The sequence below is a fragment of the Deinococcus sp. Arct2-2 genome, from assembly GCF_004801315.1.
Taxonomy (GTDB): domain Bacteria; phylum Deinococcota; class Deinococci; order Deinococcales; family Deinococcaceae; genus Deinococcus.
Genome location: NZ_SSNW01000003.1, coordinates 164,654 through 179,575 on the forward strand (window position 1 = coordinate 164,654; position 14,922 = coordinate 179,575).

Below are 14,922 nucleotides of genomic sequence, written 5' to 3' on the forward strand. Positions count from 1 at the left end.
TCTGCATGGTCACAGCTTAAAGCCCTGAGTGCTGTGGTTTGTGGCCCCCACGTTGAGCCCCAACTCATGCACGCTCTGGCCGCGCCGACTCCCTCGAAGCGCTCGCCCTGAAGGCCCGCCAGCTTCCGAGTCTGTTTCCAGTTCAATCGGCAGGCACGCGCTTTTCGGGTTCCTGATCGGCAACAGTTTCAGGGCTGTCAAGGTGAAGGGTTCGCAGCTTGGGCACACGCAGGGCCACTAGCCCCACCACCGCCAACGTCACCAGTCCGCCCAGCCAGACCGAGCGCACCGTGCCGAAGGCGCTGGCGGTCACGCCACTTTCCAGCGCGCCCAGTTCGTTGCTGGACCCGATAAACAACAGGCTGACGGCGGCGACCCGTCCGCGCATGTGGTCAGGCGTTCGCAGGCGCAAAATGGCCTTGCGGATCACCATATTCACCCCATCGAAGACTCCGGTAAAAAATAGCGCCACCAACGACAACCAGAACGTCTGCGAGAGGGCGAACACGATGATGCTGACACCGAAGCCCGCTACGCCCAGCAGCAGCGTCCGGCCACTGTTGTGTACCGGCGGAAACCGGGTGGCCCACAGCATCACCAAGAGCGCTCCGGCAGCGGGGGCGGCCAGCATCAAGCCCAAGCCACGCGGCCCCACCTTCAACATATCGCTGGCAAAAATAGGCAACAACGCCATCACGCCCCCGAACAGCACGGCAAACAGGTCAAGCGCCATCGACCCCAAAATGACCGGGTCACGCCGCACGAAAGTCAGGCCGCTCAGAATGCTTTGGCGCATGCTTTCGTGCTTGGGCGGCGCGGGCTGCGGCTTGGGACTGATACGCCACAGGCCCACCCAAGACACCAGTGCCAACACTGCCACCAGCGTGTAGGTTCCAGTCGCACTCCACGAGGCCAGCAGCAATCCGCCCAACGTCGGCCCGATGATGGAACTGGCCTGCCCCACGCTGCCCAGCCAAGACGACGCATTCAGGAAGGCGGCGGCAGGCACAATTCTGGTCTCGAACGCGGAGGCCGCCGGGTCGCCAAAGCCTCTGGCAATTCCGGCCACAAACACTAGGGCGTAGAGCAAAACCAAAGTTTGCGGCCCGGCCTTGTAGGACACCACCGCCAGCAGCGCGGCGCACAGCGTAAACACGGCCCGCGTGATCAGCAAAATGCTGCGGCGATCCAATCGGTCGGCGTAATGGCCGCCCAGCAGGGCCAATCCGAGGGCCGGTACCGCTTCGACCAACCCCAGCCACCCCAGCGCCAGCGGGCTGCGCGTCAATGCGTACACCTGATAGCCGATGGCGACCGCCAGCATCCGGCTCGCCAACGATGACCCGACACCCGCCACCAGCAGGGCGCGGAACTCAGCGAACCGCAGGGCGGCATAAGGATCGGGGCGGGCAGATGAGGACTGAACAGGCAAGGGCGGGGTCTCCGGATGCCCACCCTATTCCCTTCGGCACAGCAGCGGGGCAGAGGAAAGGCCTTCATTTTTGTTTCTGGCGGGGTGACGGCGGCCCAGAAGGTGAGGTGAATTAGGAGCCGGGGGCCGCGCCGGGACGCCCAACCGTTTATTCACCGTTTGATGTCAGCCGTAGAGCCGCACGAACAGCGTCTGCCACCGCTGCTGGGTCTCCGCCAACGCCTCCACCTCGGCGGCGATGGGCTGGAGGATAGGGTCGGCTGTTCCTCTGGCCGCGAGGGCCTGCGCCGTGTGGGCGGTGTGTCCCAGCAGGGCCGCGCCCACAGCCGAAGCGTCGGCCACATTCGGCACCTGCACGGGCACGTTTAGCGTGCTGGCGAGCAGGCTGTTCCAGCCGGGTTCGGCGGCCAGCCCACCTGTGGAATACACGCTGGGCAAGGCAGAGTTCCGCTCCTGCTGTCCCACGCTCCAGACTGCCTTCAGGCTAAAGGCCACCGCTTCTAGGGCGGCGCGGGCGATGTGGGCGCGGTCATGATGCAGGCGCAGGCCATGCAATGTGGCGCTCAGGTCGCTGCGCCAGTGCGGGCTTCGTTCGCCGGTCAGGTAGGGCAGCAGGGTCAGGCCGTCTGCCCCGGCGGGGACGCGGGCGGCGTCGCTCCAGAGCTGGCGGAACCCAGCGGACGCTTCCACTTCTGAGTACCACTGCCGCCGCACCCAGTCCAGCAACAAGCCGCCGTTGTTGATGGCCCCGCCGCTGACGTGGGTGGCGCGGTCGAGCCGGTAACTCCACGTGCGGGCCTGTGCGTCAAGGGACGGCTCCGCTGCGAGCCGCCGCACCGCGCCGCTGGTGCCAACCGTAAAGACACTCTGGCCCTGCCGCAACGGATCGACACCCACATTAGCCAACGCCCCGTCGCTGCTGCCTGCCAGCACCCGCACGCCTTTCAAACGCCCGGTTTGTACGCGGCCAACCTCGTGTCCTGCGTCGTACACGGCAGGAAGCTGCGCAGCGTCTGTGCCCAGCGCCGCCAAGATGTCCGTGTCCCAGTCGCCGGTGTGCAGGTTCCACAGCCCCGTCGTAGAAGCCAAGCCGACGCTGGTGGCCCAGTTTCCACCCAAGCCGTGTCCGGTCAGGCGGTGCAGCAGCAGATCGGTCAGCGAGACGAAGCGGGCGGTGCGGTTCCACAGTTCCGGTTGGGTGCGCCGCACCCACCACAGCCGCGCCGGATGGTAGGGCGCTTGCAGCGGGCAGCCGGTGCGGGCGTAGCTTCCGGGTGGGTCAAGCCGCGCCCGCACGTCCGGCAGGGTGGCGGCGGCGCGGCTATCGGCCCACGTCAATGCGGGGGCCAGCACCGTGCCCGCCGCGTCCAGCAGCACCAAACTGTGCATGGCGGCACTGGGCACGAGGGCCAACACGGGCAGGCCCGGTACTGCCGCCGCCAGAGCGTCCAGCGCGTCTAAGGCGGCGCCGATCACTTCCCCGGCGTCCTGCACCGCCGATCCATCCGGGCCGCTGGACAGCGCGTAGCTGCGGCCTACGCGGGTCAGCACCTTGCCGCGCTCATTCAGGGCGAGTGCTTTCACCGCCGAAGTTCCTACGTCCAGCCCGATCACCACGCCGTCGCCCGTCATCTCTGGCCTTCCCGCCGTTCAGCGCACCCGGCCCACCGCTCCAGTTCTTTCATTTACAGCAGCTTATACGGAATGAAAAAGAAGCCCGAACATTTTGGTGTTGCCGTCTGGCCTGTGGCCCAACTGTGGCCGGAAGGTCAACCTTACGTTGAGTCGGCGTTCACCCCCGGACGGCGTGCAGGGCCAAGAATGAGGCCCAGTTGATTCGGACTGGCTTAGTCGCCTGCCGTCCCACACTTCACTTTCTGTTCCCAGTCTGGCCCGCTCCTCACGCTCCCACCCCTTCCCCGCATTCCCTCTGGAGAATTGAATATGACCCGACTCAAAGGTACTGGCACTGGTGCGCCTTGGCTCCGTTGGCTTCTGATCGTGTTGGCCCTCGTGGCCCTCGTTTTGGGACTCGATTATATCGACGTTTTGCCCATCCACTTCTGGTAAGAAAAGGCCTGAGTAAGACGGATTCCGGCCATTCCGTTGGCTTTCGGGACAACGCCGAACGCTAACTCCATTCTGGAACCCGTACTTTTCCTTCTCCCTCCGGTCGGATTTCGCAGTTATTTCATACCTGTTCAATCGGAATCCGCACAAGCCGCTGGCCGGGAGGCGAAGTCATTAGACTCCGTCTCATCCGGCCCCGCTTGAATTTCTGAACATCCAATCTGACAAACCTTCACCGACGACTTGGATTACCCCGCTGTCACCAGTGCTGCCCGTTCCAGTTCGGCGTAGCGGCCCTGTTGCCGCCGCAGTACGTCGGGCGCACCTTCTTCTACAATTTGGCCGCTCTCCAGGACGATCACGCGGTCTACACTGCGGGCCAGCGACAGACGGTGCGTCACGATCAGAGCCGTGCGCCCGCGCATCAGGCGTTCTAGAGCGTCCACGATGACGGCTTCGGAGGCCGTGTCTACGGCGCTGGTGGGTTCGTCCAGCAGCAGCACGGCGGGTTGGGCCAGCAGCACCCGCGCAATGGCAAGGCGTTGGCGCTGCCCGCCCGACAACTTCACGCCGCGTTCGCCCACCACCGTGTTGAGGCCTTGAGGCAAAGCAGCCACAAATTCGCCGGCTCCGGCCACCGCCAGCGCGTCCTGCACCTCCTGCAGCGTGGCGTCGGGGCGGGCGTAGCGCACATTTTCCAGCACCGAATCATGAAACAGGAACGTGTCCTGCTGCATGGTGCTGGCGGCCCGGCGCAGGGAAGGCAAAGTCAACTCGCGCACATCGTGACCGTCCAGCGTCACGCGGCCTGCATTGGGGTCGTAGGTGCGGGTCAGCAGGCCCAGCAGCGTGCTTTTGCCCGCGCCCGACGTGCCCAGCAGCGCCACCCGTTCGCCCGCCCGGATGTGCAGATTCAGCCCGCGCAGCACCGGTTTGAGGGGATCGTAGCCGAAGGTCACGTTCTCGAAAACCACCTCGCCACGCGCGGGCAGCGGCAAGGGCTGTGCGCCCGGACGTTCACTCACACTGGCGGGCGCGTCCAGTACCTCAAAAATGCGCCGCCCGCTGGCCTCGGCCCGCTGCAAGAGGTCGTTGATATTGACCAGATCGTCGATGGGGCCGTAAAAATAGCGCCCGTAGCCCCGGTAAGCCAGCAGCCCGCCCAGCGTGAATTGGCCCGCCATGATCAGCCACACGCCGCCGCCCAGCATGATCACGTTGCCGAAATTGGACACGAAGCGCACCACCGGAAAAGTGCGGTTGCGAATCTTGATGGCCTTCACGCCCTCGTCGTACAGCGCTTGCCCAATCGAGGCCACTTTCCGCGCTTCCGCCTCTTCCCGCGCAAAGCCCTGCACCACGCGGATGCCGGCCAACCGGTCGGCCACCAGCGCCGAGAGGTCGCCCAGCCGGGTGCGGGCCGCCCGGTACGCGGGGCGCACGCTGGCGTTGTAGCGCGTGAGCATCAGCGCCACCGCCAGCATCGGCAGCGTGACCATGATGCCCAGCAGCGGTTGCAGCGCAATAAAAATGCCGATCACGCCGATCAGCCTCAGCGCGTTGCCCAGCACGGCGTCGGTGCCGCGCAGCAACACATCCTGAATGCCGTCCACGTCTGCCGTGACCCGCGACAGCAGGTCGCCCGTGCGCTGGGATTCGAAGTAGGCCGCCGACTGCCCCGCGAGCTTGGAATACAGCCGCATGCGCAGGTCAAGCGTGAGCTGCTGCCCCGCCCGCTCCAGCAGCAGGCCGCGCCACGCCGAGAGGACTTGCTGCACGGCAAAGACCGCCACCAGCAGCGCCAATTGCCACCCGATGTACGTCCAGTCGCGTTCCATCAGCCCCCGGTCTACCACCCGGCCCCACACCAGCGGCGGATACAGTTCGGCGGCCACGCTGGCGGTCAGGCAAATCATGCCCAGCAACACGGTACGGCGGTAGGGAGTCAGCAGCCCGTACAGGCGGCGCACCACCGAGCGGTCAGGGGCCGGAGCTTTGGGGCCAGAAGGAGCGGAAGACTTGGACAAAGACACCATCTGCGGGCGAGCGTAGCGCAGGGCGGCGGGCGCTCACAGCAGGGTTATTGACAGTCGTGTATCTTTGTTACAAAATGTCATACATGGCTCCAATAGACTCTCCAGACCTGATGCGCATCGGTGATGCGGCGCGGTATCTGAAGATGTCGGTGGTGGGCGTCCGGGCGGCCGCGGCTCAAGGGCGGATTCCTTCGGTGATTACGGCGGGAAACCAGCGCCGCTTCCGGCGTGAAGACCTTGACAGCTACCTCGGACTTCCGGTGGCAGAAGCGGTCTCGGAAGTCCGGGAACGCACCGAAGCCCTGTACTGCCGCATGTCGGGCAGTGGAGACCAGGCCAGTTCTCTGGTGAACCAGGAAGCGGCGCTGCGCGAGTCGGCCACGGGGCCGGTCTTCCGGGTCTATAAGGATCAGGCGTCGGGACTCAGTGAACGGCGCACAGGACTCGATCAACTGCTCGATGATGCGGCACGCCGCAAATTCACGGTGGTGCGGGTCACGCATCAAGATCGGCTCGCCCGGTTTGGTGTCCGGTATCTGGAACGCTACTTGACTCAATGCGGCGTCACAGTGGAAGTGCTGCACCAGCGTGCGGACGCTTCGCTGCATCAGGAACTGATGCAGGACTTCATGTCGCTCCTGGCCTCCTGTGCAGGGCGGTTGTACCGCTTGCGTTCCCATGAGAATCAACTCCGGGTCTTAAGTGAGGCGCACAAGGAACTCCAGGGCAAGCAGGAGAAGGGCTCTTGAGCAAGGCCAAGGTGGTGAAACCCGCCAAGGTGGTGCGCTCGACTCCCCTACGGGTGAATCAAGCCTGGACTGCCGATGGACTGCCGCTTGACCGGGTGCTGGTGGAGCAGCGCTGCCACTGGCTGCTCGATCTCACAGCGGAAGTCGGCACGCTGACCGCTGCGTCGTGGTGGACTCCCGGGCACTTCGATCAACTGGCGACGGGAGAAAGTCCGGATGGCCGCCCCCTCCCTAAGTGCGGCCACGCCGCTGCACGCCGGATGGGGTGGCACACCGTGGTTCCTGATGAGGTGTACCTCCCTGACCGCTTCAAGCGCGGCGTCCGGGTGCGCTTGATGGCCCTCTGGCAAGCGCGTCTTGGCGACGTGGACTTGTTCCCAGTGATGCGGGAAGAAGTTGACCTTGCGGGTGAGTTTGATGCGGGACAGGTGCGGGCCACATCTGCGGGGCAGTGGGCCACGAATCAGCAGCTTGACCGCTTGGCCCAGTCGTTGACGCGGTTTCGTAAGACTGCGGAGCATGATCCGCAGCACCTCACCGAAGTGTTTTTGCCTCCGGTGATTCGCCGCCCCGTCTTGCCCCTGTCCTGTATGGACGATCAGTTCGTGGAGATGACGGTGGATGAAGACCGTCTGGAATTGAAGTTGAAACTCCCGGTGGTCGCGCGTCCGGTTCGCCGTGAAGACTGGGTCTGGCACCGGATATGTTTGTCGGTTCCGGCGAGCCGCCGGAACCTTGGGGAGTGGTCTCTGCCCGATCTGCGGCGGGACGAAGAAAAGATCCTGTTCAGCGCTGTCCAGACCAGCCAAGGGGCCATGTGGAAGCAGCCCACCGCCGCGTTGGGGGTCGACTGGAGTCCTTCGGCCCTGGTGGTGGCGGCTGTGGTCAAGACCCACGCCGGGCGGCTGCTGACCACGGGTGAGGCGACGGGGTTTGATGAAGCTGGACGCATTTCCAAGTTGCTCCGCCTGCAACGCGAGGAAGAATTCACCCGGAGAAAGGCGAGAAGAATTGGAGCCTTGCTGGCGGGGCAGGCCTGTGAAGTGTTGAGCGACAAGCACCAGACCTTGTCGGCCCATCAGGACGCCTTGTCCCGCAAGCGGATGTACTTGGGCCGGGATTTGGCGTGGCACGCGGCGAATCACTTGGTCACGTTGGCGGGACAGTGTGGGGCGGGTTTGATCGCTTTTGAAGACTTGCGCGACTTTGATCCTTCGGGACGGGGGGCGTTTCAGAACAACCGCTCGTCCCAGTCCGTGCGGGGTCAGGTCTACGCGGCCACCGAGCAACTGGCGGCGCGTCAAGGCATCGAAGTGGTGAGCGTTCCCCCCAGAGGTACGTCGGCGCAGTGTGCGGGCTGTGACGCTCCGTTGGAGCGTCCGGAGGGCTACCACTCGGCCCACTGCCCGGCGTGTGGGCTCTCGGGCGGGCGGGACGTGATGGCGGCGGTAAACATTGCCAAACGGGCCGTGCTGGGCAGCGCGGAGATCAAGCGCCCGAAGGGACGCGCCAAACGAATTCGCTCCGCGCTGCATGACCGGGTCAATGTGCTGAACACGAAACCGGTCACCCCTCAACTCACCGCTCCCCTGCCCCCGACTCGCAGTGCTGAATTGCCGCCCCGCACACAGCGGATTCCGAAAGGCGGGCTGAGCCGGGAGATGCGTCTGGCGTGGCGCAAAGTCGAACAAGAACGGCGAGAAAAGAAGATCTTCCCTGCGCGACTGTCGTCGTGGGGCATGGTGGAGCGGACTCGCCTGCGGGTCGTCAGCAGCCATGTGAACCCGGTGCTTCCTCTTATGGTCGTCCTTCCAGACGGTTGAAAGAAGGAAGTATCAGGTTTTTTTCGACGGTGGATTGCGGTTGACCGGGATTGGTTGCGCGAATCTCACACCGAGCCGAATTGTAATCATTGTCAGGTTGTGTAGCCAAACGCCCACTGGGAGCGGGGGCAACAGCTTTTCTCATGTATAGTTCACCCAACGTTATGGCTGCTGGCCTGCTTTAACGGGAGACTGCGCCGCGTTCATAAAGAAGTTTCCCTCTCCAGTTTAGGAGGTCGATGACTTGAGCCGCCCCGCCAACCAGACTGCCCAGAGCAAGGCAACCCCCGCCAGCGCCGGAACCGATCAGGACGAGAAGCTCTTGGCCTCGATGGGCTACAAGCAGGAGCTTTCGCGCCGCATGAGCGGGTTTTCCAATTTCTCCATTTCGTTTTCCATCATCTGTATTTTGGCGGGCGGTATTACGGCTTTTCCCAACGGTTTTACGGCGGCGGGTGGGGCCAGCATCGGCATCGGCTGGCCGCTGGGCGTGATTTTTGCGGTGGTGGTGGCGCTGGGCATGGGCCAAATCGCCAGCGCCTTTCCGACGGCGGGCGGCCTGTACCACTGGAGCAGCATTCTGGGTGGGCGCGGCTGGGGCTGGGCGACCGCGTGGTTTAACCTGCTGGGCCTCGTGTTCGTCACCGCCAGCGTCAATGTGGGCGTGTACATCCTGTTCCGTGACCTCGTGCTGGTCAATATTTTTAAAGTCGATGTGGCTGGATTCGGCCTAGCGCAACAACTCTTGGCCGTCGTGTTGATTACGGCCACGCAGGCGCTGTGCAATTACCGGGGCATCCGCCTGACCACGCAGCTCACCAACTTTTCGGGATCGCTGATTTTTGTGGTTGCTCTCGTTCTCACGGTGGCCTTGCTGGTCTACGCGCCCAGCTTCGATCTGTCGCGCCTGTTCACCTTCCGCAACTACACCGGAGACGCGGGCGGCGGCGTGTGGCCTGCCAATGCCAGCTTGCCCTCCGCCTTTTTGGGCAGCCTGATTCTGGTCTGCTACACCATCACGGGCTTCGACGCTTCGGCGCATACCTCCGAAGAAACGCAGGACGCCGCCCGCAACGTGCCGCGCGGCATGATTCAGGCCGTTCTGTATTCCAGCGTGTTCGGCTTCTTGATGATCGCCGCCTTCGTGCTGGCCATGCCCAGTCTGGACGAAGGGGCCAAGCAGGGCTACGGCATTTTCGCGTGGCTGATGAACGGCTCAGGCATGCCCACGCTGCTCAAAGACCTGCTGTACATCGGCATCGTCATTGCCAATTACATCTGCGGTCTGGCCGCCATGACCAGCACGTCGCGCATGATCTACGCCTTTTCCCGCGACGGCGGCTTGCCCTACAGCGGCCTGCTGAAAACCGTTCATCCGGTGTACCGCACCCCCGGCCCCGCCATCCTGATTTCGGCCGTCCTGATCGTGGTGGCCACCCTCTATGCCCCGGCCTTCGCGGTGTTGGCACTGGGCAGCGCGGTCTTGCTCTACATTTCCTACGTCATGCCCATCGCGGCGGGCCTGCTGGCGGAAGGCAAAACGTGGACACATCACGGACCGTTCCGGCTGGGGGCGGCCAGCAAGCCTGTGGCTGTACTGGGCATTCTGGGCGGGCTGGCGCTGGTGTATGTGGGCATGCGGCCCCCGTTTCAGCAGGTGGCGTACCTCGTTATCGGCCTCATTGTGGCGCTGGGCGTGGTGTGGCTGGCGCTGGAATCCCGCCGTTTTCAGGGGCCGCCCGCCACCCACTTCGGAGACTGAGCAGGAGAGGTTGAGGTTCCGGGCAACCCCCCAGTCTGCGTTGCAGCCAGCCCCCCTTAAAGGGGAGCGCAACAGCTGTTGTCCTCCCCTCTAAGGGGGGGCGTTGCACAGCAACGGGGGGGTTCGCATTCCAACGCCCTCACCTATTGCCCAATTCGGCCAGAATCAATCTCTCCCACTTCTAGAAAAGACCACCCCAGCAGCGAAACCTAGACCGGATGCGCCATTGCTGCGCCCATCCTTTAGACTGCCTGTCAGTTGCCCGCCCGCCGTTTCCCACTTGCCCGCAGGAGGCGACTCTATGTCTAACGCCACCCTCTACAGCGCCACTCTGGGCCGCACGCACCACCGCTTTGCCGACCTGAAAGACGTGCTGGCCAAAGCCTCGCCCCGCAAGGCCGGAGACGAACTGGCGGGACTGGCTGCCCGCAGCGCCGAGGAACGGGAAGCGGCGCGGCTGTGCCTGTCCGAATTGCCGCTGACGCTGTTTCTAGAGGATTTGCTGATTCCCTACGAAGACGATGAGGTCACGCGCCTGATCGTGGACAGCCACGACGCCGCCGCGTTTGCGCCTGTAGCGGGCCTGAATGTGGGCCAATTCCGCGACTGGCTGCTGTCGGAGGCGGCCACGACACAGACCTTGCGGGCGCTGGCCCCCGGCCTGACCCCCGAAATGGTGGCGGCGGTGTGCAAGCTGATGCGCAACCAAGACCTCGTGCTGGTGGCCCGCAAATGCGAGGTCATCACGCGCTTTCGCAATACGCTGGGGCGGCGCGGGCACTTTTCGACCCGCCTGCAACCCAACCACCCCACCGACGATTTGCGCGGCATTCTGGCCAGTACGCTGGACGGCCTGATGTTCGGCGCGGGCGACGCGGTGATCGGCGTGAATCCCGCGCTGGACAACGTAGACGCCTGCGTGCGCCTGCTGACCCTGCTGGATGACCTGCGGCAAGGGTTGGGTGCGCCCGTTCAGAGTTGCGTGCTGACCCATGTCACCAACACCGTACAGGCCATCGAGCGCGGCGCCCCCGTGGATTTGGTGTTTCAGTCGGTGGCGGGCACACAGGGAGCCAACGCAGGATTTGGCATCAATTTGGCCTTACTGACCGAGGCGCACGCGGCGGCGCAGTCGCTCGGGCGCGGGAGCCTCTTTGCCGATGGTCAAGGGGGAATGCAGCGCGGCCAGAACGTCATGTATTTCGAAACCGGGCAGGGGAGTGCTTTGTCGTCAGGTACGCACGCGGGCCTAGACCAGCAAACCGCCGAGGCGCGGGCCTACGCGGTGGCGCGGGCGTACTCGCCGCTCTTGGTCAATACGGTGGTGGGCTTCATCGGCCCCGAATACCTCTACGACGGCAAACAAATTGTGCGGGCGGGCCTCGAAGACCATTGTTGCGGCAAGCTGCTGGGCTTGCCGATGGGCTGCGACATCTGCTATACCAACCACGCCGAGGCCGATTCCGACGATATGGACACGCTGCTGACCCTGCTGGCAGCGGCGGGCGTGACCTTCATCATGGGCGTACCGGGGGCCGACGACATCATGCTGGGCTACCAGTCCACCAGTTTTCACGACGCTTGGTATGTGCGCTCGGTGTTCGGGTATCCGCCCGCGCCCGAATTTGCCGCGTGGCTGGACAGCGCCGGAATTACGCGGGCAGGGCAGTTGCAGTTGCCGCCCATCGGCTCGCCTCTGCGCGAACAGGTGCGGCAATTGGGGGCCGGATGAGCGAGTCGCCTAAAGTGCCCGACCTGTTCCGCCCCGAAGACCTCACCCCTTGGGAACGCCTGCGCCAGTACACCGACGCCCGGATTGCGCTGGGCCGGGTGGGAACCTCGCTGCCCACCGCCGAAGTCCTGAAGTTTGGGCAGGCCCATGCCCTTGCCCGTGACGCGGTACACACCGAGTTGGAGGTGGGGGCGCTGGCCGAGGCTTTGGCCGTCGACACTGTCGTGGTTCGCAGCCAGGCCGCCCACCGCTCCGACTACCTGCGTCGCCCGGATTTGGGCCGCACGCTGCACCCCGAATCGGCCCACCTCTTGCGCGTGCAGCGCAGCCAGCCTCCTCCCGACATTCTGATCATGGTGTCGGACGGCCTCTCGGCGTTGTCGGCCCAGCGGCAGGCGGCAGCGGTGCTGCACACACTATTGCCGGGGTTACACGCCGCTGGATTGCGGGTCGCCCCGGTGCTGATTGCCACCCAAGCCCGCGTCGCGCTGGCCGATGAAGCCGCCGCCCTATTGGGCGCTCGGCTGGCCCTGCACCTGATCGGAGAGCGCCCCGGCCTCAGCAGCCCCGACAGTTTAGGCGCGTACCTGACCTTTGATCCGCGCCCCGGCACGCTGGATTCGGCGCGCAACTGTGTGTCCAATATCCGCCCCGCCGGACTGAATGCGGGCGCGGCGGCGCGGCGGCTGCTGGGCCTGACCGTAGAGGCCCTGCGGCGCGGCCTCAGCGGAGTGGAACTCAAAGATTCGGATGGGGGGCTGGGCGGGGGAGAGCCGGACGCTGTTCGTGAACCCCAGAGGCCTCGTCCAGCGTCCGATTAATTTTTGTCCCCTCGCCCCTTGTAAAACCCGCAGCGCTGCACAGGGGGCGTCGCGGCCGCCACGGGTGAGGGGACCACCGAGCAAGCTCAACCTTCAAGACTTTTGAACCGCTGTACTTGGATCACTTCTGGCCTTGGGCCAGCCTCGAGGCACAACCCGTGTGCCACACGCACAACACTGCGCCTCATCCATGCGGCATCGTCACTGCTCTTTGCACCCTCAAATTTCCTCTCACCGTGTGGTCAACAACAAACACCACAGTTGACCACTCTGCCGTTCGGGATTCATATGCTGCGGCCTGGCCCTCTCCGGCTGAGCGGACTGCCGCGCGATGCATCCAAGCAGGCCGCCCGTGCGTATCTCGGGAAGGCAGGTGTCTATGGATGAAGAAGCCTTTGCCCTGCTGCGCTTACAGCACGGGGATCTCGATGCACTCACCGAACTTCACCGCCAGCTGGGGCGGCAGGTGTACGCGGTGGCCTTCCATCTGCTGCAGAGCCCGCAGGAAGCTGAGGAAGTCGTGCAGGACACCTTCCTGCGTCTGTCCGAGCGGGCCGGTTCCTACCGGCCCGAACTCGGATCGCCCAGAGCTTTTATTTATACCGTGGCCCGCAATGCCGCCTTGTCGCGCCTGCGGGCACGCAGCAGCCGTCCCGTGAGCCAAGAACCTGAGGTAGGCACGGAGCCGCAGCATCACGCTTGGGATGGATTAGAGGCCACGAATGTGGGGAGGGCCGATCTAGACACGCAATTGGTGGTTCAGGCGGCCATGCAGCGTCTTCCAAACCGGGATCAGACCTTGATTCTGGACGCCTTTTTTGGTGGCCTGAGTCATCCCGAGATCGCCGTCAAGCGGGCGTTGCCGCTGGGCACGGTGAAATCGCGCTTGCGGCGGGCCTTGCGGGCCATGCGCCACCAGTTGGAGGACACATGACCAACGTTACCCCGCCTGTCCACATTCCGCCTCTTCATCCCCAGCTCAGCTTGCTGCGGGCCTATGCGCTGGGCCAACTGGTGGGGCCGCCGCACACGCAAGTCGAAACCCATGCGCTGGCCTGCGCCGAGTGCAGCGCCCAAATCCGGCAGTGGCGGGCCGAGTTGGTGGCGGCCTTAGAAACCCTGCCCCAGCCTGAACACTTGCCCCCGCTCCGTTTGCCCGCGGGTGTGCCGGCTCGCCCGCCCCGCCCATTGGTGTCTTACTGGGCGTGGGCGGCGGCAGTGGCCGGAGTATTGGCAGTGGGCAGCGTGGGCCGAGATACCCTTCAGATCCGCCAGACACAGGCCCAAGCACAGGCGGAACAGACCCAGATCACGCGCTGGCTGGCCCAGCCTGACGTGCAAGTCGTGGTGTTGCGGGGCGCCGGGCGCCGCCTCTATAGCCGCGCCCTCACCTTGCCTGACCGCCGCGTGCTGTTCGTCTTGCCGCAGGCTCCCGCTGGGCAGGAATACCACGCGTGGGTGGCACACCACTGGCAACGTGGCGACCTCATGCAGCGCGCGCTTGTCAGCCAGTCCGGGGTATTCGAGATCGGGCTAGGGGCCAACGATTACCTGTGCGTCAGTCTGGAAGCGCGGGACAGCCGTCCGAAGGGGCCGACCAAGGTCATGGGCTGGGCCTTGTTGTAGCGCCTGTGCTGTGTAGGGGGCGCGGCGGGGTCTTCAGCGGTATGGTCTTCATCTAGAGGGTCTGAAGAGTGGGGAGGCATCCGAATGGCGGCGCGGCGCGTTCCTTGGAGTGGAGGTTTCTATGTTGTCTATCCACCGTCTGACCGCCTTTGCTTCTCTCGCCGCCTTCACCTGTTTTGCTACTCCTGCTGGTGCCGCCACGCTCACGGCGCGGCAAGACCCCAAGCTGGGCACCATCTTGCAAAGCAGCGCGGGCATGACACTGTACCTCTACACCAAAGACGAGCCGGGAATCTCGAAGTGCTACGACCAGTGTGCAACCGCTTGGCCGCCTGTGCTGGCCTCCGCTGTGCCCGATTTGCCCGCCAACTTTCCGGGCAAACTGAGCTTGGTGGCCCGCAAAGACGGCGCCCGTCAGGTCGCTTACAACGGCCGGCCCCTGTACGGCTGGGTGGGCGACACCACCCCCGGCGACACCACTGGGCAAGGCGTCGGTAAAGTCTGGTACGCCCTGAATCCCGGCCCCACCCTCCAAACGGCTGCACTGGCCAAGTTGGGCAACAATCTCGTGGCGGCCAACGGCATGACGCTGTACCTGTTTACCAAAGACACCAAAGACGTGAGCAACTGCTATGACCAGTGTGCAGTGGCGTGGCCTCCGCTGCTGACGGCCTATACGCCTACCGCTGCCGCCCCTATGCAAGCACATCTGGGCACCACCACCCGCAAAGACGGGGCGCTGCAAGTCACCTACGGCGGCAAGCCGCTGTACTTCTGGGTCAACGACAAAAAGCCTGGTGACGCCACAGGCCAGAACGTCGGCAAAGTCTGGTTTGTCGTCAAGCCCTGAACACGTGGGTGAGGCAGTGGC

The 14,922-nt window shown here is 64.5% G+C and carries 12 protein-coding genes; 9 read left to right on the forward strand and 3 right to left on the reverse strand.

From position 1 onward, the window contains the following. Positions 1-142: 142 nt before the first annotated feature. Positions 143-1,432 (reverse strand): MFS transporter, encoded by a 1,290-nt coding sequence (locus tag E7T06_RS02735; RefSeq protein WP_136364319.1) that lies wholly within the window; start codon positions 1,430-1,432, stop codon positions 143-145. A 165-nt stretch (positions 1,433-1,597) separates the two neighbouring features. Continuing rightward, positions 1,598-3,064 carry a gluconokinase gene (locus E7T06_RS02740; RefSeq protein ID WP_136364320.1) on the reverse strand — a complete coding sequence of 489 codons (1,467 nt, stop codon included), beginning with the start codon at positions 3,062-3,064 and terminating at the stop codon, positions 1,598-1,600. 312 nt (positions 3,065-3,376) lie between these two features. Between E7T06_RS02740 and E7T06_RS22040 the strand changes: the two genes are divergently transcribed. Then, positions 3,377-3,502, forward strand: a complete 126-nt coding sequence (locus E7T06_RS22040) for a hypothetical protein (protein ID WP_276605545.1) — start codon at positions 3,377-3,379, stop codon at positions 3,500-3,502. 248 nt (positions 3,503-3,750) lie between these two features. On the opposite strand, the gene E7T06_RS02745 is transcribed toward E7T06_RS22040, so the two are convergent. Then, entirely contained in the window at positions 3,751-5,538 is a 1,788-nt protein-coding gene (locus E7T06_RS02745) for an ABC transporter ATP-binding protein (RefSeq protein WP_240740815.1), read from the reverse strand. Between the two features lie 83 nt (positions 5,539-5,621). Between E7T06_RS02745 and E7T06_RS02750 the strand changes: the two genes are divergently transcribed. From E7T06_RS02750 to E7T06_RS02785, 8 genes are all read left to right on the forward strand, one after another. Continuing rightward, positions 5,622-6,287, forward strand: a complete 666-nt coding sequence (locus tag E7T06_RS02750; protein ID WP_205750783.1) for an IS607 family transposase — start codon at positions 5,622-5,624, stop codon at positions 6,285-6,287. Continuing rightward, the gene (locus tag E7T06_RS02755) at positions 6,284-8,110 is read left to right on the forward strand and encodes a zinc ribbon domain-containing protein (RefSeq protein WP_136364321.1); all 1,827 of its coding nucleotides are present in this window, start codon (positions 6,284-6,286) and stop codon (positions 8,108-8,110) included. Before E7T06_RS02750 ends, E7T06_RS02755 begins: the two co-directional genes overlap by 4 nt. Positions 8,111-8,354: 244 nt before the next feature. Further along, positions 8,355-9,872 (forward strand): amino acid permease, encoded by a 1,518-nt coding sequence (locus E7T06_RS02760; protein ID WP_205750784.1) that lies wholly within the window; start codon positions 8,355-8,357, stop codon positions 9,870-9,872. Between the two features lie 301 nt (positions 9,873-10,173). Beyond that, positions 10,174-11,604: an ethanolamine ammonia-lyase subunit EutB gene (locus E7T06_RS02765; protein WP_136364322.1), complete on the forward strand. Its 1,431-nt coding sequence runs from the start codon at positions 10,174-10,176 to the stop codon at positions 11,602-11,604. Beyond that, entirely contained in the window at positions 11,601-12,425 is an 825-nt protein-coding gene (eutC, locus tag E7T06_RS02770) for an ethanolamine ammonia-lyase subunit EutC (protein ID WP_136364323.1), read from the forward strand. The genes E7T06_RS02765 and eutC overlap by 4 nt, the downstream gene beginning before the upstream one ends. 379 nt (positions 12,426-12,804) lie before the next feature. Beyond that, positions 12,805-13,359, forward strand: coding sequence for a sigma-70 family RNA polymerase sigma factor (locus E7T06_RS02775; protein ID WP_240740816.1), 555 nt, complete (start codon positions 12,805-12,807; stop codon positions 13,357-13,359). Beyond that, positions 13,356-14,051 carry a hypothetical protein gene (locus E7T06_RS02780; protein ID WP_136364324.1) on the forward strand — a complete coding sequence of 232 codons (696 nt, stop codon included), beginning with the start codon at positions 13,356-13,358 and terminating at the stop codon, positions 14,049-14,051. Before E7T06_RS02775 ends, E7T06_RS02780 begins: the two co-directional genes overlap by 4 nt. Positions 14,052-14,172: 121 nt before the next feature. Next, positions 14,173-14,901, forward strand: coding sequence for a hypothetical protein (locus E7T06_RS02785; RefSeq protein WP_136364325.1), 729 nt, complete (start codon positions 14,173-14,175; stop codon positions 14,899-14,901). The last annotated feature ends 21 nt before the right edge of the window (positions 14,902-14,922 follow it).